The sequence below is a fragment of the Allobosea sp. UC22_33 genome (assembly GCF_042700715.1).
Classification (GTDB): domain Bacteria; phylum Pseudomonadota; class Alphaproteobacteria; order Rhizobiales; family Beijerinckiaceae; genus Allobosea.
The window spans coordinates 1,559,850-1,581,775 of record NZ_CP170556.1 but is presented as its reverse complement, the minus strand read 5'-3'; the positions used below and the strand labels follow the sequence as shown (position 1 = coordinate 1,581,775).

The following is a 21,926-nucleotide window of genomic DNA, read 5'->3' as shown; positions in this document are numbered from 1 at the left end:
AAGCCCCGGAATGACAAGGGCTTCCGAGCGGCGGTTTCAGACCATCTTCAGCGCGACGACGCCACCAAGCACCAGCAGGATGCCGAGCCAGCCGGCCGGCCTGATGCGCTGGCCGAAGACCAGCGCGCCGATGATCGCGGTGATCACCAGCCCCGCCCCGCCCCAGACCGCATAGGCGACCGAAAGGTCCATGCCTTCGATGGCCTGGGCGAGCGCCGCGAAGGCGCCCATGACCAGGACGATGCCGCCGGCGCCCATCGCACGGCGGGTCATGCCGTCCGAGAGCTTGAGCAGATAGGTGCCGCCGATTTCGAGGGCGACGGCGAGCAGGAGCCAGAGAAACGGCGCAGCCTGCACGAAGGAGGCGTTCACGCGAGCCTCCCGTGATCCTCGCCGCGTTCGTGTCCCACTCCATTCTCGATGAGCAGGATACCTGCCAGGATCGCGGCGAGACCCGCCGCCCGCGCGGGGGTCAGGTGCTCGCCGAAGAGCACATGGCCGATCAGCGCGATGCCGACGATGCCGAGCCCTTCCCAGACGGCGTAAGCGACCGCCATCGGAATGACGCGCAGCGCGATGCTGAGCAGGACGAAAGAGAAACCGATCAGGACCAGCGGCAAGGTGCCGACGACCCATGAGCTGGAGACAGCCGTCTTCAGCGCGGCCGTCGCGACGATCTCGACGGCGATGGCCGCGAGCAGAACCAACCAATGAAAAGACATGATGCACACGGGCGAAGCCGGCGCTGAACGTCACGGGTGCGACGCAGGGACAGCCAAGCAATCGTTAGAGTTTTAAATCGACAGGTCCGAAAAGAAGACTTAGCCGGAACATCAATCCAGCAGACCACGCCATAGGCAAAACACCTGTTGGGGCGCGGCGCTCATCTTGAGCGATATATGCTTCTCAGACACTCATCGAAAGCCAATATGCCTACGCCACCTCGTTCTGTCAACTCTCGATCACTTGCAATAACAATCACTTGCGGGAAATCAGGGCATTTTCGGCCGATTTAGACCTGCGCCAAATCACTGGCCGGCCAAGATAAAATCCTCTTTTTCGCCACCGCTTTTTTGCAGCATGCGCAAGCGCGCCCGGCGCGGCCATTGCCGTGCCCCGAAGGCTTACGAATCCTTCGAAACAGCAAGCGGTCCGGTTAAATGTTCCGTGAGCAATTTCGGATAGAGCCAAACCGGGATCGCTGCACCCCCGGCGCGGCGCTCCGAGTTGAGGGTGTAGGGTGATGGGGACTTTCGATGTCCGCGATATGATGAAGGCGGACGCGGCCGCCTCGGCGACGCCGGCCATGTTCGGCGGAACCGAGAAGGGGCAGACGCGGCGCTTCCATCCGCTGGCCGAGCGCATCGCGGCCATCCCCGTCAAGCCGACCCTTTCCCCGGTGATGATCGAGGGCGTGGCCCGGCTGCTCGACCTGCTCGCCGTGCTCGGCACGGGCGGCCTGATCTACTGGCTCTATGCGGCCGGCAAGGTCGACTACACATTGCCCTACCAGGTGACGGTCGGCGCGCTGGCTCTCGGCTCGCTGACGCTCTTCCAGGCCTTGCAGCTCTACCCGATCGGTGCGCTGCGCCATTTCATCGGCAGCGCGGTCAGGCTGGTCACCGGCTGGACCATGCTGTTCCTGGTGGCGCTCGCGGCCTTCTTCTTCCTGAAGATCGGCGACCAGGTTTCGCGTGTCTGGCTGATCGGCTTCTATTTCTCCGGCGTCGGCGCCCTGCTCGCGGGGCGCGTGATCATGACGACGGGCGTGCGCCATCTCACGCGCACCGGCCGGCTGGAGCGGCGCACGGCGATCGTCGGCGGCGGCGAAGCGGGCGAGGCCCTGATCCGCGCCCTGGAGAGCCAGAAAGATACCGGCCTGCGCATCTGCGGCGTGTTCGACGACCGCAACGACGAGCGCTCGCCCGACCTCGTCGCGGGCTATCCCAAGCTCGGCACGATCGACGACCTCGTCGAATTCGCGCGCCGCACCAAGCTCGACCTCGTCATCTTCACCCTGCCGATCTCGGCCGAAGCGCGGCTGCTGACCATGCTGCGCAAGCTCTGGGTGCTGCCGATCGACATCCGCCTCTCGGCCCATATGTCGAAGCTGCGCCTGCGGCCGCGCTCCTATTCCTATTTCGGCGCCGTGCCGGTGCTCGACGTCTTCGACCGGCCGATCGCAGACTGGGACATCGTCGTCAAATGGGCGTTCGACAAGGTCGTCGGCACGCTCGCGCTGATCGTCCTCTCGCCGGTGATGCTGGCGACGGCGATCGCGATCAAGCTCGACAGCAAGGGGCCGGTCTTCTTCCGCCAGAAGCGCTACGGCTTCAACAACGAAACCGTCGACGTCCTGAAGTTCCGCTCGCTGCGCAACGACATGGCCGATCATACAGCCGCCAAGCAGGTCACCAAGGACGATCCGCGCGTCACGCGCGTCGGCCGCTTCATCCGCAAGACCTCGATCGACGAACTGCCGCAGTTGATGAACGTCGTCTTCAAGGGCGACCTCTCGCTGGTCGGCCCGCGCCCGCACGCGATCCACGCCAAGGCCTCGAACCGGGCCTATGAGCAGGTGGTGGATGGCTATTTCGCCCGCCACAAGGTCAAGCCCGGCATCACCGGCTGGGCCCAGATCAACGGCTGGCGCGGCGAGACCGATACCGACGAGAAGATCCAGCGGCGCGTCGAGCACGATCTCTACTATATCGAAAACTGGTCGGTGCTGCTCGACCTCTACATTCTCGCCAAGACGCCGTTCTCGCTGCTGACCAAGAACGAGAACGCCTATTGAGCACGCTGGCGCACGACACGCCGCAGGAAGGACGCGGCCCGGGTCTGACGATCTCCTATGCCGCGATCAAGCGCGGCGCCCTGTGGCTGCTGGCCGCCTCGAGCGGGATCGCGCTGGTCGAGCCCTCGCCCTACGAGATCGTCTTCCTGCTGGTGCTGTTCGTCTTCGCGCTCACCGGCATTCGGTTCTCGCAGAAGCTCCTGCCGCTCGCGCTGCTGCTGCTCGGCTATAATATCGGCGGCATCATCTCGCTCATCCCCTGGATGGACGAAGGCCCTTCGGTGCGCTTCACCGCGGTCTCGGTCTATCTGATGGTCACGGCGGTCTTCGTCGCCGGCATCATGTCGCAGGACGCAGCGGGCCGGCTCGAGACATTGCGCCGGGGCTACCTGTTCGCCGCCTGGGTCGCGGGGCTTGCGGCCCTTCTCGGCTATTTCGACATCGCCGGGCTCGGTGAAATCTTCACGCTCTACGGCCGCGCCTCGGGCACGTTCAAGGACCCCAACGTCCTGGGTCCCTATCTCGCCTTGCCGATCGTCTATGTGCTGCAGCGCATCCTGACCGGGCAGACCCGGATGCTGCGCGGCCTCGTGATGCTCAGCATCCCGCTCACGGCCCTGTTCTTCACCTTCTCGCGCGGCGCCTGGGGCGTGCTGGTCGCGTCGACCGCCCTGATGATCGCTCTCACCTTCCTGACGGCGCCGAACACCGCCGCGCGGGCACGCATCGTCGGGATGTCGGCGGCCGCGCTCGGCGCCGCGATCGCAGCGCTGCTGGTCGCGCTGTCCTTCGAGGAGGTCCGCGCCGTCTTCGAGATGCGCGCCAGCCTGGTGCAGGACTACGACGAGGGCGTCACCGGCCGCTTCGGCAACCAGTGGCGCGCCATTCCGATGCTGCTGGAGGCGCCGAACGGCTTCGGGCCGCTGCGTTTCCGCTGGCATTTCAACCAGGCCGACCCGCACAACGTCTATATCAACGCCTTCGCCTCCTATGGCTGGCTCGGTGGGCTGTTCTGGCTCGGCCTCATGGCCGCGACCTGCTATGTCGGCTGGCGGCTGGTCTTCCGGCGCGGGGCGACCCAGTTGCACGCCATCGCGATCTGGTCGGTGCTCTTCGTCACCATTCTGCAGGGCCTCCAGATCGACACCGATCACTGGCGCCATCTCTATCTGCTGATGGGCCTGATCTGGGGGCTCGCCGCATTGGGGCCGGACAGCGAGGCCGAAAGCGCGCCCGTTCAGCCCCGGCCCTTGCGGACCACGACATAGGCGTAGGTCGTCACGAAGTTCCAGCCGATCCGCGCAGCCACTGCATTGAAGGCGTGGTCGACCTGCTTCAACCCCGGCATCCGGTCGAAATAGCCATGCCCCCAGAAGCGCTGGACATGGCTCTCGGCGAAACCGGCCCGCTTCAGCATCGGCTCGAGCAAGGCAGGATCGCCGCGGCACCAATCGTAGAGCGCGGGGAATTTCGGATAGCCGCCGCCCTCGCGGCGCGCCGGAAACAGGGCGTGGACGATGGCGTGCGAGGCCTTTTCGGGCAAGACGTGGTTCAACGCGAAGACGGGGGCCCACAGCGTGGGGAAAAACGCGAGCGCCACGCCGCCGGGCGCCAGCAGTTCATGGATGTTGGCCCAGGCCCGCTCGACCCCGTCGACATGTTCGAAGACCATGCGCGAGACCATCATGTCGTAGCCGCCGCGCCGGACATCGGGCTCGGAGAGGTCGCCGGCGATATCGAAGCGCGCGGTCGCGAGCCCGCGCCCGGTCAGGGCCAGCTCGCCGGCATCGATGTCGTTGACGATGAGGTCGATGCCGTTGCGGACGGCCTGCTCTCGGGTGAACAGCGGACCGCGCCCGCCGCCGATCTCGCAGACGCGGCGCAGGCCGAACTGATGCGCCAGCCCGAGAATGGTCGCCTCGTAGTGATCCCAGGCCCATTGCGAATGCCAGTGGGGCCTGATCTCCTCGAAGAACCCGGCGAGCGAGCCGGCCGGCTGCGCCATAGCCCGGCGCTCCGGCCCGGAGCCCGCGATCGCAAGACTTGCCGTGGACATGATCGCCTCCGACTCTGCGCACCCTGCCTTCCCTATGGGACATTGGCTGCAGAGCCGCAGGGCCGCAACGACAAGCTTAAACAAAGGTAAACGGATAATCTTAAGAGCGCAGCTTGACCCCGAACCTCGCCATTTCAGGCGCGGACAGAGCCCAAGAGGGACGGAGCCGGATCCGCCGGGGCAGCTCAGAACGGATTTCGACGCTCCATCCCCTTGCGAGGCGGGCTGGCCTTGGGTGAGCGGCGACGGAGCTGACGAGCAGTCAGCTCGATACGCTGGGGCTCGCCGGCGGTGCGGAACTCGAACAGACAGCAACCGTTCAGGTCTGGCGGCCGATCATTGCGCCAGGAGGAAATCTCGATGCGCTTCTCAGTTGTTGCACCGGCTCTGTTGTTCGGCTCGCTTGCGACCGGAGCGCAAGCCTTGCCGATCTCCCCGCTCCCGGCTTTGCAGGATGTTCATCGGGTTCAGATGCTGTGCACGCCAAACAGCTGCATCGATCAGCGCACCGGCGTCTACACCCAGTCGACCTGCAACGCATACGGGTGCCGGCCGATGGGAAGGCCCGTCGGGCGCCTGCCCGGCTATGGCGGAGGGCCGGGCTATGGTGGTGGCCAGGGCTATGGCGGGGGTCCGGGCTATGGCGGGGGCCCAGCCTATGGCGGCGGCGGATATCGAGGCGGACGGTATGGCGGGCCGCCGCCGCCCACCAATTACAATCCCCCCACATGTGCCGAATGCTAGTGCCGCGCTATCGAACTTGAGTCCCCTGTCGGCGGGAATGGCTCAAGGTCAGCCATGGGAATCACTCCGAGGGATCGCGGAGGGCGTCAGCGAGTATCCCGTACGGCTTTGATGGAGACTTCTGCGCAGATTCGCGAAATCGCGCGCAACATCATTGCGCGTCGCCTCAAACCACGAACGCTTTAAAGCATTGATTTTGAGGATTTAATGGTCGGAGCGAGAGGATTCGAACCTCCGACCCCTTGTCCCCCAGACAAGTGCGCTAACCGGGCTGCGCTACGCTCCGACGGCTCGGCTTATAGTGGCGGGGCGGCGCAGATGCAATGCGCTTCGACATGATCATGAACAATCTCGTCGCATGATGGCCATGGCTCGCGTCGACAACGCGGTTCCCGCCCGATACGCCGGGCCCGTCTTCTCTCCGGCCGCCGAAACATGCCCGCCGGGTCCTCTCGCATCTCTCCCAAATGGGGGCTGCGCCAAGGCCCGAGCTGCGCTTTCGTCCGAGGATCGGATGAGGGGCTCATGCTCGATCAGGACGAAAATTCGGCGGTGGCGATCGGCGTCACCGTGCCGCACTGGCTCCTGTCCGCGATCAACAGCGCGGCGGCCCTGATCCTCATGTTCGTGATCTGACCCCGGCGGCTGATCGGCCTTCCGGAATCGGACACCCCAAATGGGGGCTGCACGAACACTTGCCTCGATGCGATGATGAACGTGCGGTTCCGGGTCATTCCATCATGAAACACAAGCATCAGATGTCGCTCATCGCGCGACGGGCTCAGATTCGTCGTGCCGCCGCCAGCCGGAAGGATCTTCCTTCGGTTCAGCCGGCCGGGCGGCCCGCTTTGCGCCTGGTCTCGACCAGCCACGAGGGCGAGAGGGTTGCGCGGACCGATCATCGCGACCTGGCCTCGGCCGTCGAGTAACCATCCGTTCCGCTCCGGCGTCCCGCGTTCAGCCCATAGTCATCTGCGATGGCCCTTGATGGCGGCGCGGCGCACGAATTGCCGTAGCGTCAATCATGAACACGGACGGTATCGCGTTGAAGCAAGACTGGTTCCATTGCGAGGATTGCGGCTCGCCGGGCGTCTCGATTCCGCACACGCTCAGCGATACCAGCGTCGTCTCCTGCGCCAATTGCGGATTGAGCCTTGGGTCCTGGGCCGAGTATCGCCGCAGGATCGATCAGGTCCTGATGGCCGAGCAGGCCAGCAAGGCGCGCCGCGTCATCGTGGCGGACCCGATCGGGAACGTGCTGGCCGAGGCCAGCTGAAAGCCACCGCCCCCTTCGCCGCGCCGGGTTCACACAGGCACGGACCGAAACAGGCGGAGTTGTCCACCGCACGGCATCTTCAGCCGGCTTGCCAGACGCTATGTCAGGCCTCACGATCCCCTGACGTAGCGTCGATTGGGAGGTCGAAGATGCGTGCCGTGTCGCGTTCGGTAGACATGCCGGTTACGAGCCAGCGGGCGGTTCTGCTGCGCATGCTCGTGCTTCTGGCCATTACGATGGCCGTCCTGATGCCTCTGATCGACTAGAAGAGTTCCACGTCGTTCCGAGGCGCGGAGCTGCTCCAGCCCCTTGTTTTCTTGCATTAGCTTCACGCCAGCCGCCTATCCACTGCGCTTGGCAATGTTCCGGCCGTGCCAGCGGCATCGCAGTGCTTCTCCGCGATGCCGCCCCGATTCAGTTGCGCGCCAGCCAGCCGCCGAGCAGGTCGATATCCCCCTGCCCGAGACCATGGCCTGCCGGCAGCACATGATGCTCGACGACGGCCCCGCTCGCGCCGAGCTGCCCTGCCAGCGCCTCGGCATTGGCTTTCGGCACGATCGGATCGAGCGCGCCCGACAGGATCAGCACGGGCTTGCCGGTGAGAGCGGCGCGGGGCGGCTCCGAGAAGGGGGTCATCGCCCGCAGCAGGACTGCGCCGGCGAGGATTTCCGGCCGCTGCTGCAGAATCGCCGCCGCAATATTCGCACCGTTGGAAAAGCCGAGCGCGATCGGCGCCGGCAGGCCGTAGCGCTCCCCCGCCCACAAGACGAATTCCGCCAGCTCATCGGTGCGGCGCTTCAGATCGGCCTCGTCGAAGACGCCTTCAGCCAAGCGACGGAAGAAGCGCGGAGCCGCTCCCTCCAACACCTTGCCGCGCGGCGAGAGCAGGCTCGCGCCCGGCGCCACGGTGCGGCCAAGCGACAGGAGATCACGCTCGTCGCCGCCGGTTCCGTGCAGGAGCAGGAGCGGCCGGCGAGCCGGATCGCTGCCGGGCTCGAAGACATGGATGAAATCGGTATCGGTGGTCGTGGCGGTCATGGTCGTCTCCCTTGATCAAGCGGAACCGCCCTGCCCCTTGCGACAAGCAGGCAGGTCGTCGCGGTGTCGCTCCGCCGCTCGCCTGGATAGCGGGCGGCGGTGTCGTCAGCCGAGAACGGGCAGGACCGCCTCGATCTCCTTGCGGTGCGCCTCATATTGCGGCGGCAGCTTCAGCGACCGGCCGAGCTGGGCCGCCGGCTCGTCGACCGCGAAGCCGGGGATATCGGTCGCGATCTCGAACAGGACATGGCCGGGCTCACGGAAATAGACCGAGCGGAAATAGTTCCGGTCGCGCTGTTCCGTGGTGCGGATGCCGTGGCTCTCGACGAGACGGCGCACCATCTCCTCCTGCGCGGCGTCATCGGCCGCCCGGAAGGCGATATGGTGGACCGAACCCGCGCCCTGCCGGGCCGGCAGAAACCCGCCGGCAACGCGCAGGTCGATCACCCCGCCGACCGCCGTACCCTTGGCGGCATAGCGGATCAGCGTGTCCTCGCGGCCGATCTCGGTGAAGCCGAAAACGTCGCTGAGGATGGCGCCGGTCGGCGCCGCATCGGCCAGCAGCAGGCTGACGCTGTGGAAGCCGCGCAGCGCATGCTCGGCGGGGATGCCGCCCTCCGCCCAGGCGGGCTCCTTCTCGACGCCCGGCAGGCCGACGAGGGCGAGCCTCATGCCGTCGGGATCGCGGAAGCTCAGCACGGTCTCGCCGAAGCGCTTCAGCGGCGCCTCGTGCGGCACCCCCTGCTCGACGAAGCGATGCGCCCAGAAACCGATCGAGCCTTCCGGAACCCGGAAGACCGTCTCCTGGGTCTCGCCGACGCCGAGGCGGCCGGGAGCGGCATGCTCCCACGGGAAGAAGGTCAGGATCGAGCCGGGCGCGGCATGCGCATCGCCGAAATAGAGGTGATAGGTGCCGGGATCGTCGAAATTGACCGTCTTCTTGACGAGGCGCAGTCCGAGCACGCGGGCATAGAAATCGAGATTGCGGCGCGCCGGGCCGGAGATGGCGGTGACGTGGTGAAGGCCGTTGATCTGCATGGTGTAGGTCCTCCGTTTTCCTGATCGCGGCGAGCTGACATCCGCTCCGTTGACCGGAAGATCGGCATGGAAGGCGCCGAGCGCCAGAGCCATTTCATTGCATTGATGCAATGCATAGAACGCCAAACGACAATTTGATTTGCGGACGAAGCCGCCCGATCTTCTCGCCCAAGACCAACCGGTCCCGTTTCAGGAGACGTCCCATGATCGACAATCGCCTCGCCCCTTACGGCGCCCTCGGCCTGCGCATTGCGCTCGGCCTGATGTTCATCGCCCACGCCTATCTCAAGCTCGTCATCTTCACGCCCGCCGGTTTCACCGGTTTCCTCGGGCAGGTCGGGCTGCCCGGCTTCCTCGCCTGGCCGATCATGCTGGCCGAGCTTCTCGGCGGCCTTGCCATCCTCATCGGCTTCCATGGCCGCCTCGTTTCGGCCGCGCTGCTGCCGGTCCTGCTCGGAGCTCTCGCGATCCATGCCCCGAACGGCTGGGTCTTCAATGCGCCGAATGGCGGCTGGGAATATCCCGCCTTCCTTGCTCTCACCGCACTGGCGCATGTGCTGATCGGCGATGGCGCGCTTGCCGTCACCGGCACGCGCCCGGCCATCAGCGCCAAGCCGGCGCTGGCGTGACGCGAGCCCGCCTTGAAGGGGAGCGTCCCTTGGCCGAGAGTGAGCGGATGAATCAAGCCGCGAAGCCCCTGGCCTGGGACGATTTCCGCCTGATCAAGGCGATCGCCGACAAACGGGCGCTGCCTGCAGCCGCGGTAGCGCTCGGCGTCAACCACTCGACGGTGTTCCGTCGCCTCGGCCAGATCGAGGAATCACTCGGCACCCGCCTGTTCGAGCGCCATCGCAGCGGCTACGTCGCGACGCCGGCCGGCGAGGAGATGATCCAGCTCGCCGCCCGCGTCGACGACGACATCACCGCCTTCGCCCGCAAGCTCGCCGGGCAGGAGATCAAGCCGGCCGGCGAGCTGCGCGTCGCCACCAACGACTCCCTGCTGGTCGACCTACTGACTCCGCTCTTCGCGCGCTTTCTCGATCAATGCCCGGATATCCGGCTCGATATCCTGATCGGCAACCAGGCGGCCAATCTCTCCAAGCGCGACGCCGATGTCGCAATCCGCGCCACCGACAATCCGCCGGAGACGCTGGTCGGCCGCAAGCCGGCCCGGATCGCCTGGGCGCTCTATGGCCGCGCCGTCGATTTTCCCGAGGCCGAACCGCCGTCCCGCGAAAGCCTGTGGGAGCGGAGCTGGGTCTCGCTCGGCGACCAGTTCACCCTGCTCAGCGCCGTCCGCTATCTCGCCCGCCATGTTGCGCCGGAGCGCGTCGTCTACCGGCTCAACACCGTGCTCGGCCTCGCCGAGGCGGTCGAGGCCGGGATCGGTGTCGGCTTCCTGCCCTGCTTCATCGGCGATACGCGCCCAGCCCTCCGGCGGTTCGGCGACCCTGATCCGGATCTCGCCGCCGATCTCTGGCTGCTGACCCATCCGGACATGCGCCACACGCCAAGGGTCCGGCTTTTCCTCGACTTCCTGGCGGTCGAGCTTGCGGGGTTGAAGCCACTGGTCGAGGGCAGTCGCCCGATTGGCAAGGGCATGGGGCCGGAGACCCCGGCGACGGAAGAGCCCGGGCCATAGATCCCGACGGGCCTTCCCCCTGCGCGATCATCGTGGACCCAGCCGGCGATTGCAGCACAACCCTGGTGCAGGCTAGGCTCGTGCCATGGAGATCGTCATCCCCCTGATCATCGGCCTCAGCCTGATCTGGCTCATCGGCCGCGGCGTGCCCTGGAACGCGAAGCTGATGACCCTCGTGGTCACGCTGGCCGTCATCGTGCTGATCGTGCTGCTGGAGCGCGGCGGCTACTGGCCGGAATCCTGGAGTCGACGCTGAGCTCCGGCCTTTACGCCGAGACCAGCTTGAGCCCGACGATGCCGGCGATGATCAGGCCGATGCAGGCCAGCCGCAAGGCTCCAGCCGGCTCGCCCAGCAAGGCGATGCCGAGGATCGCCGTGCCGATCGTGCCGATGCCTGTCCAGACTGCGTAGGCCGTGCCGACCGGCAGCGATTTCAGGGCAAGCCCGAGCAGGCCCAAGCTGACAATCATGCTGGCGCCGGTGAACAGCGTCGGCACCAGCCGCGTAAAACCGTTGGTGTATTTCAGGCCGATGGCCCAGCCGACCTCGAACAGGCCCGCGACGAACAGATAGAGCCAAGCCATGCAGGCGCTCCTTGAGAGATGGGGCGCAAGATCCGCGCCGGAGAGGACGCGCAAGGGCGCCCCCGGCCTTGAACCTATGGCCCAGGGAGCGACGATCAACCGGCGCAGCGCCTGCATCGGCGCAAACGCCGCAGGCGCGACCGCAAGCCCTGGATCAAGCCGCGTCAGGTGCCGGCTGCAGGGCCTGTTCGAGGATGCGCCGGCACTCGCCGAGCTCCTTCATCACCGCCGTCAGGATGGAGACGTCGTCGAGCCCTTCGGGAACGGGCTGCCGGTAAGGCTGCTGCCGCTCGGCGGTAACATCGACGGAGTCGTTGGGCAGAGCAGGACCACCGGGCACGGGCGCCGTCGCGCCGCCCCCCATGGAGCCGATCGGCGCGCCGCGTCCGATCGCCTGGACATGGCGCGGCCCCTGCTCCTTCAGGATGCGCTGGAGGCCCTTGATCGTATAGCCTTCGCCATAGAGCAGGCGGCGGATGCCCTTGAGCAGGGCGACGTCGTCAGGCCGGTAGTAGCGGCGTCCGCCGCCGCGCTTCAGCGGCTTGATCTGGTTGAAGCGGGTTTCCCAGAATCTAAGCACATGCTGGGGTATGTCGAGGTCTTCGGCGACCTCGCTGATGGTCCGGAAGGCATCTGGGCTCTTGGTGTCCAATTCGGCCTCGGTGTCGCCGGCGTGGAACTCCAGGCTCACTCAGTCTCACCCTCACCCGTCTGACCGTTGATACGGGCCTTCATCACGTTCGAGGGTTTGAACACCATCACGCGACGCGGCTCGATCGGCACCTCAACGCCAGTTTTCGGATTACGCCCGATTCGCTCGCCTTTGTCTCGCACGACGAAAGAACCGAACGAAGAGAGTTTCACATTCTCGCCGCGCGCGACCGCATCGCAGATCTCGTCGAGCACCGCTTCGACGAGCTTCGACGACTCCGTCCGCGACAAGCCGATCTTCTGGTAGACAGCCTCGCACAGGTCCGCACGAGTGACCGTTTGCCCCGCCATTCATATCCTCCAAGGCGTATTGCAGGCGGCGGCAAAAACCACCGGCCCTTCGCCATTACGGACGGCGGACGCTAGGCGCCCCCGTCGCGCGGGTCAATCCTCAAGCACGGCCACTGTGCCGTGCTAGGCCGGATTCGACCCGAAATGACGATGTTTCATGACAATTTTCGTGAGTTTATTGCCGCAATGTCACCAGCGGATCAAGGCCGAGCCCCAGGTGAAGCCGCCACCCATCGCCTCGATCAGGACGAGCTGTCCCCGCTTGATGCGGCCATCGGCGTGAGCCTCGGCCAAGGCGAGCGGGATCGAGGCCGCAGAGGTGTTGCCGTGACGGTCGACCGTTACGACGACATTGTCGTGGCTGATGCCGAGCTTGTCGGCCGTCGCGTCGATGATGCGGCGATTGGCCTGATGCGGAACGAACCAGTCGATATCGGCGCCGGTGAGGCCCGTCTGCTCGAACGTGTGACGCACCGTCTCGGCGAGGTTGGTGACGGCGTGGCGGAAGACCTCCTTGCCTTCCATGCGCAGGAAGCCGACCGTCTTGGTCGAGCCCGCGCCGCCATCGACATAGAGCTTGTCCTTGTGGCGGCCATCCGAGCGGATATGGGTGGTGAGGATGCCGCGATCGGCCAGCGTTCCCTCGCCCGGCACCGCTTTCAGCACCACGGCGCCGGCGCCGTCGCCGAACAGCACGCAGGTGGCGCGGTCCTCCCAGTCGAGGATGCGCGAGAAGGTCTCGGCACCGATCACCAGCGCGGCGCGGGCGCTGCCCGTGGTCAGGAACTTGTCGGCGGTCGCCAGCGCGAAGACGAAGCCGGAGCAAACCGCCTGCACGTCGAAGGCAGCGCCACCGGTGATGCCGAGCGCGGCCTGGATCTGCGTCGCAGTCGCCGGAAAGGTATGATCCGGCGTCGCGGTCGCGACGATGATCAGGTCGATCTCGGACGGATCGATGCCGGCATCGGCAATCGCCGCCTGCGCCGCCTTGAGGCCGACTACCGAGGTCGGCTCGTCATCGGCCGCGACATGGCGCTGGCGGATGCCGGTACGCTGGACGATCCACTCGTCACTGGTATCGACGCGCGCGGCCAGCTCGGCATTCGTGACGATGCGCGCGGGCAGAAAGGAGCCGCAGCCGACGACTTGAGAGCGCAGTATGGACAAAAGAGATCGTTCCCTATTCCGCCTCGGCGGGCTGCGCGGCCGTCAGCTCCGGACGCGTGCTCGCGGCGACCATTTCGCGGACCTTCGCCATCAGGTCCTCGCGTGCCATTTCATACCCCAATTCGGCCGCGCTGGCGAAGCCGATCGCATCCGTGCCGCCATGGCTCTTGATGACGATGCCTTCGAGCCCGAGGAAGACGCCGCCGTTGGACTTGCGCGGATCGAGCTTCTCCTTCAGCGCCGCGAAGGCGCCGCGGGCGAAGATATAGCCGATCTTGGCCATCAGCGAACGGCTCATCGCCGCGCGCAGGTAATCCGCGATCTGGCGGGCGGTGCCTTCGGCGGTCTTCAACGCGATATTGCCGGTGAAGCCCTCGGTGACCACGACATCGACCGTGCCCTTGCCGAGATCGTCGCCTTCGACGAAGCCGTGATAGGCGAGATGCGGCAGGTTGCTCTCGCGCAGAATACGCCCCGCTTCCTTGACCGCCTCGACGCCCTTGATCTCCTCGACGCCGACATTGAGCAGGCCGACCGTCGGCCGGTCGAGGTCGAACACGACACGGGCCATGGCCGCGCCCATCACCGCGAGGTCGACGAGATGGCGCGCATCCGCGCCGATGGTAGCACCGACATCGAGCACGATGCTCTCGCCGCGCGCCGTCGGCCACAGGCAGGCGATCGCCGGCCGGTCGACCAGCGGCATCGACTTCAGGCAGAATTTCGACATCGCCATCAAGGCGCCGGTATTGCCGGCCGAGACGGTGACATCCGCCTCCCCCGTCTTGGTCGCGTCGATCGCGCGCCACATCGACGACTTGTAGCGGCCGTAGCGCAGCGCCTGGCTCGGCTTGTCGTCCATCTTCACCGAGACCTCGGTGTGATGGAAGGTCGTGACGGCCTTGAGCTTCGGGTGCTGGTCGATCAGCGGCAGCACCTGCTTCTCGTCGCCGAAGATGACGAAGCGGGCATCCGGGCGGCGCTCGAGCATCAGGGCGGCGCCGGGTATGACGATGGAAGGGCCGTGATCCCCGCCCATCGCATCGAGCGCGATTGTAACCGGTCTTGTCATGGAATTCTGGCGTGTCCCGGAAATGGCCGACCTTCGATCCGGGGCGGCTCAGTGCCGGCCGGACAATAGTGGTTTGGGCCGTCGCCGCAAGCTGCGCAAGAGCCAGAGAGCGCTTCAGTCACCGCGTTTCAACTTTGCAAGCGCCGCAAAAGGCGATTCCGCGCGGGTGTCACCCGCCGACGACTCGAAACTGGCACCGGGCTTGCGCGGATAGGGATCAAGCGCCAGCGCCAGGAACTCCAGCGTGATGCCACCGAGCTCGATGACGCCGTCGACGATGGGCTCGGGCGGGTCGTCCTCGTTCAGCAGCACCTCGATATCGATCTCGGCATCGTCACGTTCGTTGCGCCGGGCGAAGGCCGCAGTCTCTTCCTCGGGGGCAAAGTCGAGCTGCACGGGCACGTCGAGCTGAACCGGGAACGGATCGAGCGTCACGATGCAAGCCTGGTGGAAGCGGGCCGCGATGCGGCCGTCGAGCTTCACGCGCTCGCCATTGCGCGAGAGCGTGTAGCGCGCTTCCAGAGCCTCGATGGAGACAAGGCCGAGCAGCGCGGCGATGCCGGGCAATTGCTCGGCTTCCGCCCGGACCACGACCTCGCTGCCGCGCGGGCGGATCGCCTCGATACGGATCGGATGGCTGAGCAGCGAAGCCGGAGCGCGATCAGGCGTCATGGGCGGCCTCCCGGACTGCGAAGGCGGGAAAGAGATCTTCCCGGTTCAAGATATCGTCGAGACCGGCGGTGGCTATCGCCTCCTGCGCGGTCCGCATGTAAGCCGCGAGCGTCGGCGCCGCTTCCGGCGCACAGGCATTGCGCCCCAGCGCTTCGGTCAGCGCCTCCAGGCCGGGCGCGGCCAACGCAGCCTCATAGGCTTGCACGCGGCCATAGAACATCTGGCCGATCTTCTTCATCTTCTTGGGTACGGCAACGTCGCTGACGCCGCCATTGCGGAAGCCCAGCTCGAGATAGGCAAAGCAGGCATCGATGAATTCCTGGGCCAGGTCGGCGGCAGGTGCCGGCAGTTCGCGCAAGCGGCGCAACACCAGGAAAACATGCAGGGTCAGCGATTCGAACCGGCCCTCGAAGCTGTCGGGAATTTCACCCTCGATGTAGAGCGCCGGCAGGCGCGAAGCCTCGGCGACCCGCGCAAACAGCGTGTCCACAGGGGAGCGCCGATTGGCGCGCTTGCCGAACAACCCGAAAATCACCTGTTTGCTCCCGCCCGCTCTTGCCCGGGGCGTCCTCGCCTTGCCAAAGCCATCCTCGGGCGTTACGCCAACCCTTACCCTTTTGACAAGCGGCTTGGGATCGTCCCCGGCCGTGCTCGCCTTTCGGATCGTGCCCGCATGACCCAGATCACCCGCCGCACGGCTCTGCTCGGAGCCCTCGCGACCACCTCCCTTGTGCTGGCCGGCTGTGGCCCCGATGCCGGTGGCTTCATGCTGCCGACCTCGTCCGGCATCAACGAAGTGTTCAGCCGCGGCTTCGTGATGGACGATGCGCTGATCGCGCAGATCAAGGTCGGCATGGACGTGCAGGCGGTGCTGACGACACTCGGCACGCCGTCTACGACCTCGACGGTCGGAAACCGCACCTTCTACTATATCAGCCAGACGATGCGTCGCCGGTTCCAGTTCCAGGATCCGCAGACCATCGACCAGCAGGTGCTGGTGATCTATTTCAACAAGGGCTTCAAGGTCGAGCGCATCGCCCATTACGGCCTGCAGGACGGCGTGATCTTCGACTTCATCAGCCGCACGACCCCGACCGGCGGCGAGGAGCAGAGCTTCCTGCGCAACCTGTTCAAGGGCGTCACCAAGTTCAACCCGCTCGGCTCGTAAGCGCAACGCCTTTCAGGCGATCGACATCGAAAAGCCCGCGGCTCGCGCCGCGGGCTTTTTTCGTTCTGGGGCAAACTCCCCCATCAGGGGGCTATCCGACGCGCGCGCAGCGGCAACGTCATCGCCAGCACGCCGGCGATGACAAGAGCAAGCCCGACCCAGGCCGTGGGCGCGAGCGTCTCCCCCAGGACGATCATGCCGATCAGCACGCCTGTCGGAACGCGCAGATAGGCGACCGATGTCGTCGCGACCGAGCCCAGCCGTGCGATCAACCGAAAATAGATCACGAAGGCCAGCGCGGTCGAAACGAACGAGAGCGCGACCAGCGCCTGAATCGACTGAGCCGAGGGCGACAAGGTCCAGGGCCGGTCGATCATCAGGCTGAGCGGCAGCAGGACGAGCGCACCGCAGAGCAGCGAACCGGCCGCCGGCATGATCGGATCTAGGCCCTTGAAGCTGCGCCCGAACAGGGCGGCCCCGCCATAGCAGAGGCTGGCCGCGACCAGCGCAAGCTGTGCCCAGAGCTGCTCGCCGAAGCCCGCCATCGCCTGCGTTCCGACGATCAGGATGGTACCGGCGAGGCCGGCCGCGATGCCGGCGAGGCGCAGGCCCGGCAGGCGCTCCGCCGAAGCAGAGAGGCAGGACAGCAGGACGACGAAGATCGGGCTGGTCGAGCTCAGGATCGTCGCCAGCCCCGCATCGACGCTGCGCTCGGCCCAGGCGATCAGCGTGAAGGGCACGACGCTGTTGAGGCAGGCCTGGATCAGGAACTGCCGCCATGTCGCGAGATCGCGGGGCAAACGAAGACCGCGCCAGCGGATGACGACGAGCAGGGCGAGGCCCGCGATCAGCGTCCTGGCTGCGATCAGGGTCAGAGGCGGGATCGTCTCCACGCCGAGCTTGATGAAGGTGTAGGAGCCGCCCCAGAGCCCGGCCAGAATCAGCAGGAGCGTGAGCTCCACGGCGCGGTTGGGCGTGGCGGCGGGTTGGTCAAGCATGTGCGTAGACATGGTTCCTCCTGGAGTTGGCGGGACCATGCCAGCCGGGAGGCAGCGAAGCATGCGGGAACGCTACGGAGCCGGCCGTAGCTTCCGAGCTTGATTCAAGGGCTTGCCGGATTGATTCAAGCGCCGCCTTTAAGCCGTTGCCTTCAAGGGCTTTTCAGCCTTGCCGTCTCTAGAAGCGAAAAGACCCGCGGCTTTCGCCGCGGGTCCGGAATGCATCGTCGATGCCTGCGATCAGGAATGCGCCAGGATCGCCAGCAGCAGCAGGGCGATGATGTTGGTGATCTTGATCGCCGGGTTTACGGCGGGGCCCGCCGTGTCCTTGTAGGGGTCGCCGACGGTGTCGCCAGTCACCGAGGCCTTGTGAGCCTCGGAGCCCTTCATGTGGCGCACGCCGTCCTTGTCGACGAAGCCGTCCTCGAAGCTCTTCTTGGCGTTGTCCCAGGCGCCGCCGCCCGAGGTCATCGAGATCGCGACGAAGATGCCGGTGACGATCACGCCCATCAGCATGGCGCCAACGGCCGCGAAGGCGTTGTTCTTGCCGGCGATCCAGTAGATCACGAAATAGGTCACGATCGGCGCCAGCACCGGCAGGAGCGAAGGCACGACCATTTCCTTGATCGCGGCCTTGGTCAGCAGATCGACGGCGCGCGCATAATCGGGACGCTCCGTGCCTTGCATGATGCCGGGCTTCTCGCGGAACTGGCGACGCACCTCTTCCACGACGGAGCCCGCCGCGCGCCCGACCGCCGTCATGCCCATGCCCGCGAAGAGGAAGGGGATGAGGCCGCCGAGCAGCAGGCCGACGACGACATAGGGGTTCGACAGGGTGAAATCGACCGTGACGCCCTTGAAGTACTGGAAGGTGGTCGACCCCGCCTTGTTGGCTTCCCCGATGAAGAAGTTCAGGTCCGAGGTATAGGCCGCGAAGAGCACCAGGGCGCCGAGGCCGGCCGAGCCGATCGCGTAGCCCTTGGTGATCGCCTTGGTGGTGTTGCCGACCGCGTCGAGCGCGTCGGTGGAGTGGCGGACCTCCTTGGGCAGGCCCGCCATCTCGGCGATGCCGCCGGCATTGTCGGTGACCGGGCCGAAGGCATCGAGGGCAACGACCACGCCGGCCAGCGCCAGCATCGCGGTGGTGGCGATGGCGATGCCGAACAGGCCGGCAAAGGTGTAGGACACGATGATGCCGGCGATGATGACGATCGTCGGCAGCGCCGTCGATTCCAGGGATACCGCGAGCCCCTGGATGACGTTGGTACCGTGGCCGGTCACCGAGGCCTGGGCGATCGAGACCACCGGACGCTTGCCGGTGCCGGTGTAGTACTCGGTGATGACGACGATGAGCAGCGTCACCGCGAGGCCGACCAGCGCGCAGGCGAAGAGACCGCCCGAGGTGAAGCTGACACCCTGCGCCGTCTTGAAGGCCATCGAGAAGCCACCGAACATCACGTAGTTCACGGCCGCGATCGCGCCGACCGAGAGCACGCCGGCGGCGATGAAGCCCTTGTAGAGCGCCCCCATGATCGACTGGTTGGCGCCGAGCTTCACGAAGAAGGTGCCGATGATCGAGGTCACGATGCAGGCCGCGCCGATGGCCATCGGGTAGAGCATCATCGTGCCCAGCACCGGCTGGCCGGCGAAGAAGATCGCGGCGAGCACCATGGTCGCGACCAGCGTCACCGCATAGGTCTCGAACAGGTCGGCGGCCATGCCGGCGCAGTCGCCGACATTGTCGCCGACATTGTCGGCGATGGTCGCTGGGTTGCGCGGATCGTCCTCGGGAATGCCGGCCTCGACCTTGCCGACGAGGTCGGCGCCCACGTCAGCGCCCTTGGTGAAGATGCCGCCGCCGAGACGGGCGAAGATCGAGATCAGCGAGGCGCCGAAGCCCAGCGCCACCAGCGAATCGATCACCGTGCGGCTGGAGGCCTCGAAGCCGAGGAAGGAGGTCAGGACGCCGTAATAGACGGCGACGCCGAGCAGCGCGAGGCCGGCGACGAGCATGCCGGTGACGGCGCCCGCCTTGAAGGCGACATCGAGGCCCTCGCCCAGCGACTGCATCGCGGCCTGGGCCGTGCGGACGTTGGCGCGGACCGAGACGTTCATGCCGATGAAGCCGGCGACGCCCGAGAGCACCGCGCCGATCAGGAAGCCGATCGCCACCCATTTGCCGAGCAGCCAGGCAAGCGCGACGAAAAGCACGACGCCGACCATGGAAATGGTCAGGTACTGGCGCTTGAGATAGGCCTGCGCGCCTTCGGCGACCGCGCCGGAAATCTCCTGCATGCGCTGGTTGCCGGCATCGCGCTTCATCACATCGCCATAGGCCCAGACGCCGTAGGCTATGGAAAGCGCACTCAATACGATGATGATAAGCAGAGCTGACATTCGATTTCCTGACCCTAGAGCTTGCAGTCGGCGGGAGCGCTGTCGCTCCTCATTGTTGCAGCGTTGGACGTCAGGCAGCGAAAAAACGGGCCCTAAAGACTCAAGGCCCGCTCCGCGTCGCCAGTGTCAGGCGAATTTGTGGCAAGTTTCGGCGAGGAGCGCAAACGCCCCGGCTTACAAATTTGATCGAATGTCAGGCAGATTCGCGAAAGCTCAGAGCGCGAGGTCGCGATTGACGTTCTTGTAGAGCAGGTAGCAGGCATCGCCGTAGCCCGTCGGATAGAACTGCTGCGGGCAAAAACCGCCCATCCAGATGAAATCCCGCTCCCAGATCTCATGCCAGTCGGCGCCGAGCAGGTAGAGCCCCTGCCCTTCCAGCATGTAGAGGCCGTGCTCCATCACATGGGTCTCGACCGCCGGGAAGCAGACGCCCGGCTTGAACCACATCAGGTTCATCTCGAAATCGAAGCGCATGTCGCCATAGGGCAGCAGGAACTGGAAGCCGCGCCCCTCCATGCCGGTGTGATTCGTGATCGGCACCGCATCCTGATGCGAGACGATCGGCTCCGGCACGGCAAGGCCCGGCGCCGTCTCGTAACGCTTGCGCAGGGCGAGAACGCGGATGGTCTCCGCCGTTTCGTTGCGCAGGGTGAAGGCGGTTGCCGGCGGCAGATAGGCGAAGCCGCCAGCCGTCAGCGCTTGCGCCGCGCCGCCGGCCACGGCGATTCGCGCCTCGCCCGCGAGGACGTAGAAGAAATGCTGGATGCCGTCCTCGCTGAAGGCGGTCGGCGTGCCGCCGCCCGGCGCGATCTCGAGGACATATTGGGCGAAAACCGCGCCCATCACCGGGCCTGTCAGGACGCGGACGATGGTGTCGCGATATTGCGGCAGGCGGCTGACCAGCACGCCCTCCGGCGGCATGAAGGCGTAGTTCGACTTGATGACACCGCGATTATGCCCGATGGCGCCGGGCGGAACCTGACCGGTCGCAGGCGGGAAGGCGCGGTTGTTCATCGATCTACTCCGGTCCTGAATCTGCCGACGGCCGCTCAGGCCGCAGCCGGCCGCTGAAAGCGCTGCCAGGCGACCAGCATGAGGGCAATCGCGACCGGCGGGAAGATCAGCCAGTTCACGGCCGTCCAGCCGCCATGGCTGAGCAGGCCGCCCGATGAGAAGGAGGCGATGGCGACCGAGCCGAAGACGAGGAAGTCGTTGGCGGCCTGGACCTTCACGCGCTCCTCCGGCCGGTAGCAATCGGTCACCAGCGCGGTCGCGCCGATGAAGCCGAAATTCCAGCCGATACCGAGCAGGATCAGGGCCAGCCAGAAATGGCCGACGCTCAGGCCGGTCAGGCCGACGACCGCGGCCAATGCGGTCAGGCCGAGCCCGACCGCGGTCACCGTGCCCTTGCCGAAGCGGGCGATCAGGCGGCCGGTGAAGAAGCTTGGCCCGAACATCGCCAGCACGTGCCACTGGATGCCGAGCGTTGCGTCACCGACCGAATGGCCGCAAGCGACCATCGCCATCGGCGCTGCCGTCATCACGAAGCTCATCAGGCCATAGGCCACGAGCGAGGCCGTCACCGAGGCGATGAACTTGGGCTGGCGCATGATCTCACCGAGCGGGCGCCCGCCGCCCGAACGGACCGCAGCGACCGGCGGTGCGCGCAGGCGGGAAACGATCAGGATGGCGATCAGCGCGAGCATGCCCTGGGCCAGGAAGCTGGCGGCGAAGGGGGCGGAAGGCGTCAGGTCGCGCGTCCAGTAGACCGATTGCGGGCCGATGACGCCTGCGGCGAGGCCGCCGATCATGACCCAGGAAATCGCACGCGGCCGGAAATCGTCGGTCGCGGTATCGGCAGCGGCGAAGCGGTAGCTCTGGACGAAGGAGCCATAGAGCCCGCAGACGAAGGTGCCCAGGCAGAACAGCCAGAACAGCCTGAGCGAGACGCCGCCGGCCGCGAGGCTCGCGCCCGCCGCACCGACGAGGGCGCCGATCAGGTAACCGTTGCGCCGCCCGAGCCTGCGCATGATCATCGCGGCCGGGATCACTCCAGCGGCGATGCCGAGCTGGAGCAGGCTGACCGGCACGGTCGCGAAAGCCTGGTCGGCGACGAGCTGGGCGCCGACGATCCCGCCGAGCGAGACGATGATCGCCGGATTGGCGCCGCCGAGCGCCTGCGCGCCGGCCAGCACCAGCGCATTGCGCTTTGCGAGCCTGTCGCCATCGATAGCCGAGAAGTGCTGGTTCATCACAACGCGCCTCGCGGCCGCCA

The 21,926-nt window shown here is 66.2% G+C and carries 23 protein-coding genes and 1 tRNA gene; 7 read left to right on the top strand and 17 right to left on the bottom strand.

Annotated features, from left to right (window positions below; genetic code table 11):
* Positions 1 to 36: 36 nt before the first annotated feature.
* Entirely contained in the window at positions 37 to 372 is a 336-nt protein-coding gene (locus ACFJGT_RS07570; protein ID WP_377847476.1) for an SMR family transporter, read from the bottom strand.
* Positions 369 to 722: a DMT family transporter gene (locus tag ACFJGT_RS07565; protein WP_377847474.1), complete on the bottom strand. Its 354-nt coding sequence runs from the start codon at positions 720 to 722 to the stop codon at positions 369 to 371. The genes ACFJGT_RS07570 and ACFJGT_RS07565 overlap by 4 nt, the downstream gene beginning before the upstream one ends.
* A gap of 521 nt (positions 723 to 1,243) precedes the next feature.
* Between ACFJGT_RS07565 and ACFJGT_RS07560 the strand changes: the two genes are divergently transcribed.
* On the top strand, positions 1,244 to 2,797 hold the full coding sequence (locus ACFJGT_RS07560) for an undecaprenyl-phosphate glucose phosphotransferase (protein ID WP_377847472.1): 1,554 nt from the start codon (positions 1,244 to 1,246) through the stop codon (positions 2,795 to 2,797).
* A complete protein-coding gene (locus ACFJGT_RS07555; protein WP_377847469.1) occupies positions 2,794 to 4,065 on the top strand; it encodes an O-antigen ligase family protein in 1,272 nt (423 codons plus the stop codon). Before ACFJGT_RS07560 ends, ACFJGT_RS07555 begins: the two co-directional genes overlap by 4 nt.
* Here the strand turns inward: ACFJGT_RS07555 and ACFJGT_RS07550 are convergent.
* Both ACFJGT_RS07550 and ACFJGT_RS07545 read right to left on the bottom strand, forming a co-directional pair.
* The gene (locus ACFJGT_RS07550) at positions 4,035 to 4,853 is read right to left on the bottom strand and encodes a class I SAM-dependent methyltransferase (protein WP_377847466.1); all 819 of its coding nucleotides are present in this window, start codon (positions 4,851 to 4,853) and stop codon (positions 4,035 to 4,037) included. The two genes, ACFJGT_RS07555 and ACFJGT_RS07550, sit on opposite strands and share 31 nt — an antisense overlap.
* Before the next feature lie 952 nt (positions 4,854 to 5,805).
* Positions 5,806 to 5,883, bottom strand: a tRNA-Pro gene (locus ACFJGT_RS07545).
* 738 nt (positions 5,884 to 6,621) lie between these two features.
* Here ACFJGT_RS07545 and ACFJGT_RS07540 point away from each other — a divergent pair.
* Positions 6,622 to 6,873, top strand: a complete 252-nt coding sequence (locus tag ACFJGT_RS07540) for a hypothetical protein (RefSeq protein ID WP_377847464.1) — start codon at positions 6,622 to 6,624, stop codon at positions 6,871 to 6,873.
* Between the two features lie 414 nt (positions 6,874 to 7,287).
* On the opposite strand, the gene ACFJGT_RS07535 is transcribed toward ACFJGT_RS07540, so the two are convergent.
* Positions 7,288 to 7,911 (bottom strand): alpha/beta hydrolase, encoded by a 624-nt coding sequence (locus ACFJGT_RS07535; RefSeq protein ID WP_377847462.1) that lies wholly within the window; start codon positions 7,909 to 7,911, stop codon positions 7,288 to 7,290.
* A 105-nt stretch (positions 7,912 to 8,016) separates the two neighbouring features.
* Positions 8,017 to 8,949 (bottom strand): ring-cleaving dioxygenase, encoded by a 933-nt coding sequence (locus ACFJGT_RS07530; RefSeq protein WP_377847460.1) that lies wholly within the window; start codon positions 8,947 to 8,949, stop codon positions 8,017 to 8,019.
* A gap of 203 nt (positions 8,950 to 9,152) precedes the next feature.
* Here ACFJGT_RS07530 and ACFJGT_RS07525 point away from each other — a divergent pair, with 203 nt between their 5' ends.
* The 3 genes from ACFJGT_RS07525 (at position 9,153) to ACFJGT_RS07515 (ending at position 10,847) form a co-directional block, all read left to right on the top strand.
* Positions 9,153 to 9,578, top strand: a complete 426-nt coding sequence (locus ACFJGT_RS07525) for a DoxX family protein (RefSeq protein WP_377847458.1) — start codon at positions 9,153 to 9,155, stop codon at positions 9,576 to 9,578.
* A 47-nt stretch (positions 9,579 to 9,625) separates the two neighbouring features.
* Entirely contained in the window at positions 9,626 to 10,591 is a 966-nt protein-coding gene (locus ACFJGT_RS07520) for a LysR family transcriptional regulator (RefSeq protein WP_377847456.1), read from the top strand.
* An 85-nt stretch (positions 10,592 to 10,676) separates the two neighbouring features.
* Positions 10,677 to 10,847: a hypothetical protein gene (locus ACFJGT_RS07515; RefSeq protein WP_377847454.1), complete on the top strand. Its 171-nt coding sequence runs from the start codon at positions 10,677 to 10,679 to the stop codon at positions 10,845 to 10,847.
* Between the two features lie 10 nt (positions 10,848 to 10,857).
* On the opposite strand, the gene sugE is transcribed toward ACFJGT_RS07515, so the two are convergent.
* The 7 genes from sugE to ACFJGT_RS07480 form a co-directional block, all read right to left on the bottom strand.
* Positions 10,858 to 11,175, bottom strand: a complete 318-nt coding sequence (gene sugE / locus ACFJGT_RS07510; protein WP_377847452.1) for a quaternary ammonium compound efflux SMR transporter SugE — start codon at positions 11,173 to 11,175, stop codon at positions 10,858 to 10,860.
* A 154-nt stretch (positions 11,176 to 11,329) separates the two neighbouring features.
* Positions 11,330 to 11,866, bottom strand: a complete 537-nt coding sequence (locus ACFJGT_RS07505; RefSeq protein ID WP_377847450.1) for a MerR family transcriptional regulator — start codon at positions 11,864 to 11,866, stop codon at positions 11,330 to 11,332.
* Positions 11,863 to 12,177 (bottom strand): integration host factor subunit alpha, encoded by a 315-nt coding sequence (locus ACFJGT_RS07500; RefSeq protein WP_047573001.1) that lies wholly within the window; start codon positions 12,175 to 12,177, stop codon positions 11,863 to 11,865. The genes ACFJGT_RS07505 and ACFJGT_RS07500 overlap by 4 nt, the downstream gene beginning before the upstream one ends.
* 189 nt (positions 12,178 to 12,366) lie before the next feature.
* Complete coding sequence (locus tag ACFJGT_RS07495) at positions 12,367 to 13,344, bottom strand: beta-ketoacyl-ACP synthase III (RefSeq protein ID WP_377847447.1); 978 nt, start codon at positions 13,342 to 13,344, stop codon at positions 12,367 to 12,369.
* Positions 13,345 to 13,357: 13 nt separating this feature from the next.
* Positions 13,358 to 14,416, bottom strand: a complete 1,059-nt coding sequence (plsX, locus tag ACFJGT_RS07490; RefSeq protein WP_377847444.1) for a phosphate acyltransferase PlsX — start codon at positions 14,414 to 14,416, stop codon at positions 13,358 to 13,360.
* A 114-nt stretch (positions 14,417 to 14,530) separates the two neighbouring features.
* On the bottom strand, positions 14,531 to 15,088 hold the full coding sequence (locus tag ACFJGT_RS07485) for a YceD family protein (RefSeq protein ID WP_377847442.1): 558 nt from the start codon (positions 15,086 to 15,088) through the stop codon (positions 14,531 to 14,533).
* Positions 15,078 to 15,611 carry a ubiquinol-cytochrome C chaperone family protein gene (locus ACFJGT_RS07480; RefSeq protein ID WP_377847440.1) on the bottom strand — a complete coding sequence of 178 codons (534 nt, stop codon included), beginning with the start codon at positions 15,609 to 15,611 and terminating at the stop codon, positions 15,078 to 15,080. The genes ACFJGT_RS07485 and ACFJGT_RS07480 overlap by 11 nt, the downstream gene beginning before the upstream one ends.
* Before the next feature lie 150 nt (positions 15,612 to 15,761).
* On the opposite strand from ACFJGT_RS07480, the gene ACFJGT_RS07475 reads away from it, so the two are divergent.
* Positions 15,762 to 16,256, top strand: a complete 495-nt coding sequence (locus tag ACFJGT_RS07475; RefSeq protein ID WP_377847437.1) for an outer membrane protein assembly factor BamE — start codon at positions 15,762 to 15,764, stop codon at positions 16,254 to 16,256.
* Positions 16,257 to 16,339: 83 nt separating this feature from the next.
* Here ACFJGT_RS07475 and ACFJGT_RS07470 read toward each other — a convergent pair whose 3' ends face one another.
* From ACFJGT_RS07470 to ACFJGT_RS07455, 4 genes are all read right to left on the bottom strand, one after another.
* On the bottom strand, positions 16,340 to 17,266 hold the full coding sequence (locus ACFJGT_RS07470; protein WP_377847436.1) for a DMT family transporter: 927 nt from the start codon (positions 17,264 to 17,266) through the stop codon (positions 16,340 to 16,342).
* 228 nt (positions 17,267 to 17,494) lie between these two features.
* On the bottom strand, positions 17,495 to 19,651 hold the full coding sequence (locus tag ACFJGT_RS07465; protein WP_377847433.1) for a sodium-translocating pyrophosphatase: 2,157 nt from the start codon (positions 19,649 to 19,651) through the stop codon (positions 17,495 to 17,497).
* A 213-nt stretch (positions 19,652 to 19,864) separates the two neighbouring features.
* Entirely contained in the window at positions 19,865 to 20,665 is an 801-nt protein-coding gene (allE, locus tag ACFJGT_RS07460) for a (S)-ureidoglycine aminohydrolase (RefSeq protein ID WP_377847431.1), read from the bottom strand.
* 35 nt (positions 20,666 to 20,700) lie between these two features.
* The gene (locus ACFJGT_RS07455; protein ID WP_377847429.1) at positions 20,701 to 21,903 is read right to left on the bottom strand and encodes an MFS transporter; all 1,203 of its coding nucleotides are present in this window, start codon (positions 21,901 to 21,903) and stop codon (positions 20,701 to 20,703) included.
* Between the last annotated feature and the right edge of the window lie 23 nt (positions 21,904 to 21,926).

Bases quoted from the DNA above. Each gene is read 5' to 3' on its own strand.
- ACFJGT_RS07565 (WP_377847474.1), bottom strand. From the start codon at position 722: ATGTCTTTTCATTGGTTGGTTCTGCTCGCGGCCATCGCCGTCGAGATC.
- ACFJGT_RS07560 (WP_377847472.1), top strand. From the start codon at position 1,244: ATGGGGACTTTCGATGTCCGCGATATGATGAAGGCGGACGCGGCCGCC.
- ACFJGT_RS07550 (WP_377847466.1), bottom strand. From the start codon at position 4,853: ATGTCCACGGCAAGTCTTGCGATCGCGGGCTCCGGGCCGGAGCGCCGG.
- ACFJGT_RS07540 (WP_377847464.1), top strand. From the start codon at position 6,622: ATGAACACGGACGGTATCGCGTTGAAGCAAGACTGGTTCCATTGCGAG.
- ACFJGT_RS07535 (WP_377847462.1), bottom strand. From the start codon at position 7,911: ATGACCGCCACGACCACCGATACCGATTTCATCCATGTCTTCGAGCCC.
- ACFJGT_RS07530 (WP_377847460.1), bottom strand. From the start codon at position 8,949: ATGCAGATCAACGGCCTTCACCACGTCACCGCCATCTCCGGCCCGGCG.
- ACFJGT_RS07525 (WP_377847458.1), top strand. From the start codon at position 9,153: ATGATCGACAATCGCCTCGCCCCTTACGGCGCCCTCGGCCTGCGCATT.
- ACFJGT_RS07520 (WP_377847456.1), top strand. From the start codon at position 9,626: ATGAATCAAGCCGCGAAGCCCCTGGCCTGGGACGATTTCCGCCTGATC.
- ACFJGT_RS07515 (WP_377847454.1), top strand. From the start codon at position 10,677: ATGGAGATCGTCATCCCCCTGATCATCGGCCTCAGCCTGATCTGGCTC.
- sugE (WP_377847452.1), bottom strand. From the start codon at position 11,175: ATGGCTTGGCTCTATCTGTTCGTCGCGGGCCTGTTCGAGGTCGGCTGG.
- ACFJGT_RS07500 (WP_047573001.1), bottom strand. From the start codon at position 12,177: ATGGCGGGGCAAACGGTCACTCGTGCGGACCTGTGCGAGGCTGTCTAC.
- plsX (WP_377847444.1), bottom strand. From the start codon at position 14,416: ATGACAAGACCGGTTACAATCGCGCTCGATGCGATGGGCGGGGATCAC.
- ACFJGT_RS07485 (WP_377847442.1), bottom strand. From the start codon at position 15,088: ATGACGCCTGATCGCGCTCCGGCTTCGCTGCTCAGCCATCCGATCCGT.
- ACFJGT_RS07475 (WP_377847437.1), top strand. From the start codon at position 15,762: ATGACCCAGATCACCCGCCGCACGGCTCTGCTCGGAGCCCTCGCGACC.
- ACFJGT_RS07470 (WP_377847436.1), bottom strand. From the start codon at position 17,266: ATGTCTACGCACATGCTTGACCAACCCGCCGCCACGCCCAACCGCGCC.
- ACFJGT_RS07465 (WP_377847433.1), bottom strand. From the start codon at position 19,651: ATGTCAGCTCTGCTTATCATCATCGTATTGAGTGCGCTTTCCATAGCC.
- allE (WP_377847431.1), bottom strand. From the start codon at position 20,665: ATGAACAACCGCGCCTTCCCGCCTGCGACCGGTCAGGTTCCGCCCGGC.
- ACFJGT_RS07455 (WP_377847429.1), bottom strand. From the start codon at position 21,903: ATGAACCAGCACTTCTCGGCTATCGATGGCGACAGGCTCGCAAAGCGC.